The organism is Falsiroseomonas oryzae (assembly GCF_027856955.1).
Lineage (GTDB): Bacteria > Pseudomonadota > Alphaproteobacteria > Acetobacterales > Acetobacteraceae > Falsiroseomonas > Falsiroseomonas oryzae.
The window spans coordinates 1-2,132 of the sequence record NZ_JAPSMD010000663.1 but is presented as its reverse complement, the minus strand read 5'-3'; the positions used below and the strand labels follow the sequence as shown (position 1 = coordinate 2,132).

Genomic DNA, 2,132 nt, shown 5'->3' with positions numbered 1-2,132 from the left:
CGGTGCTGGTGGGCGCGGGGCTGGCCGTCGCGCTACGGCGCGCGTGACAGGGCTGCTACGGCGCGCGTGACGGGGGTGCTGCGGCGCGCGTGACAGGGGCGCTGCGGCGCGCGTGAGGGGGACGCGCCGGCGCGCGAAGCCGCCCCACTTGCGTCCTCGCCCCGCCGCGCCGAGATTGCGCGGCGGGAGCCCCGCCATGCCGGACGACTACAGCGAGACCACCCGCGCCATCCGCGTCTCGGTGCGCGCCTTCTTCCTCGCCGACCAGTCGGAGCCGGAGCGCAGCCACTACGTCTGGGCCTACCGCGTCGCCATCGCCAACGAAGGCCGTCAGGCCGTGCAGCTGCTCAAGCGCACGTGGCTCATCACCGACGGCCTCGGCCGCACCCAGCAGGTGCATGGCGAGGGCGTGGTGGGCGAACAGCCGGTGATCGAGCCCGGGCAGAGCTTCGAATACACCTCCGGCACGCCGCTCGCGACACCCTCCGGCTTCATGCGCGGCCAGTACCACATGGTGGTTCCCGGCACCGGCGAGGCCTTCGACGTGGCGATCCCCGCCTTCAGCCTGGACAGCCCGCACCAGCCGATGCGGCTGAACTGACGCCCGGCGATGCCATCCGTCGCACCCCGCGCCGGGCTGCCATGCAGGGCCCGCGGACCGGTTGCGGTACGGGGCGCTGCCCCCATGTGGGCGGGCGAGGAAGGCGCCGTGCCGCGGTGGCGCGGACCGACGACCGCCGCAGATTGACGCCCAAGGATCCAACGCTGTGAACATCCAGACCCCCGCCCGCCGCCTTGCGGCGGCCGCGGCCAGCACCGAGCCCCGGCCGACCCAGCAGGACGCCGAGGCTGCCATCCGCACCCTGCTGCGCTGGGCCGGCGACGACCCCGCGCGCGAGGGCCTGGTGGACACCCCGTCCCGCGTCGCCCGCGCCTACCGCGAGTGGTTCTGCGGCTACGAGGAGGACCCGGTGGAGCTCCTCGCCCGCTCCTTCGAGGAGACGGATGGCTACGACGAGATGGTGCTGCTGCGCGACATCCGGCTGGAGAGCACCTGCGAGCACCACATGGCCCCCATCCTGGGCCGCGTGCATGTCGCCTACCTGCCGAACGGCCGGGTGGTCGGCATCAGCAAGCTGGCGCGCGTGGTGGACGCCTATGCCAAGCGCCTGCAGATCCAGGAGAAGCTGACGGCGCAGATCGCCAACACGCTGAACGACGTGCTGAAGCCGAAGGGCGTGGCCGTGGTGGTGGAGGCCGCGCACCAGTGCATGACGACGCGCGGCGTGCACAAGCCCGGCGTCACCATGGCGACGTCCCGCATGCTCGGCGCCTTCCGCGACGACCCGAGCACCCGCCGCGAATTCCTCGCCATGATCGCCGCGCCCCGGCCGGGCGCGGAGGGCTGACGGCAGCCCTGTCTTCTCCGCCCCCGCAGGGCGCAGGGTCGAACGCCGAAGGCGTTCGACGGGTGGGGGTTGGGGTGTCAGCCCGGGCGACCTGTCAGGCGCAGACCTCAAACCCCAGGCACCTGAGCGAAGGGGCTCCGCCCCTTGGACCCCGCCGGGGACGATGATCGTCCCCGGCCCCCTCCATTCGATCGCGTCACCAACCGCGTCCCCCGAATGTTGCCCGAACGGGCGGATCACGCTCAGGGAAGCCGCCAGCGACGGCCTCGGCGAATCCCGCAAGCTGATGGTCAAGACCGTGGACGCGCTGCCGCGCAACGTGCATGATGGGAATGAAGTCCTGCCGCCGCTCGGCCGGCAGGAAGGCTTCCGGCGTGCCGCCCGCGAGCGTTCCGGCGCCAAGGGGCAGCAATCCGCCCTCGATCTTTGAACCCGTCCATCCGCACCGCGCAGCACCCGCCGCACCGGGACGGGGAATTTGTCCGAAGTCGCTGCCGCGAATTCCCACGCACGCGCCGCGAATCATGCCGGTCGGCGACACCGCAGGCCAGTCGCGCCCCCACCCCAACCCTCCCCCGCCTCGCGGGGGAGGGAGGGACCCGCGCGAAGCGCGGGAGGGTGGGGGCGCGACCGCCCGTGCCGTGAAGCGGCACGACCGCCCCGTCCCGGTGTCGCCCCAGCGCCACACCCCCGCGCCCGATCCTGCAGCTGTCTACGATCCGG

3 protein-coding genes are annotated in these 2,132 nt (G+C 73.1%); all 3 read left to right on the top strand.

Going from position 1 to position 2,132, the window contains the following annotated elements; all coding sequences use genetic code 11:
• Positions 1 to 196 precede the first annotated feature (196 nt).
• The 3 genes from apaG (at position 197) to OZN99_RS30300 (ending at position 1,839) form a co-directional block, all read left to right on the top strand.
• The gene (apaG, locus tag OZN99_RS30310) at positions 197 to 601 is read left to right on the top strand and encodes a Co2+/Mg2+ efflux protein ApaG (protein WP_270938931.1); all 405 of its coding nucleotides are present in this window, start codon (positions 197 to 199) and stop codon (positions 599 to 601) included.
• A gap of 166 nt (positions 602 to 767) precedes the next feature.
• Positions 768 to 1,409: a GTP cyclohydrolase I FolE gene (gene folE, locus OZN99_RS30305; RefSeq protein ID WP_270938930.1), complete on the top strand. Its 642-nt coding sequence runs from the start codon at positions 768 to 770 to the stop codon at positions 1,407 to 1,409.
• Positions 1,410 to 1,572: 163 nt separating this feature from the next.
• Positions 1,573 to 1,839: a hypothetical protein gene (locus OZN99_RS30300; RefSeq protein ID WP_270938929.1), complete on the top strand. Its 267-nt coding sequence runs from the start codon at positions 1,573 to 1,575 to the stop codon at positions 1,837 to 1,839.
• The last annotated feature ends 293 nt before the right edge of the window (positions 1,840 to 2,132 follow it).